This is a genomic window from Staphylococcus sp. EG-SA-2 (assembly GCF_017152085.1).
The window spans coordinates 1-347 of sequence record NZ_JACYHC010000325.1; the positions used below are offsets into that span (position 1 = coordinate 1).

Annotated in this window: 1 rRNA gene; it reads left to right on the forward strand. The window is 34.3% G+C overall.

Annotated elements, in window-relative coordinates:
• Positions 1 to 250: 250 nt before the first annotated feature.
• Positions 251 to 347, forward strand: a 23S ribosomal RNA gene (locus IDG60_RS03155); the annotation flags it as partial.

Below are 347 nucleotides of genomic sequence, written 5' to 3' on the forward strand. Positions count from 1 at the left end.
GATTTTACCAAGCAAAACCGAGTGAATAAAGAGTTTTAAATAAGCTTGAATTCATAAGAAATAATCGCTAGTGTTCGAAAGAACACTCACAAGATTAATAACGCGTTTAAATCTTTTTATAAAAGAAAACGTTTAGCAGACAATGAGTTAAATTATTTTAAAGCAGAGTTTACTTATGTAAATGAGCATTTAAAATAATGAAAACGAAGCCGTATGTGAGCGTTTGACTTATAAAAATGGTGGAAACATAGATTAAGTTATTAAGGGCGCACGGTGGATGCCTTGGCACTAGAAGCCGATGAAGGACGTTACTAACGACGATATGCTTTGGGGAGCTGTAAGTAAGC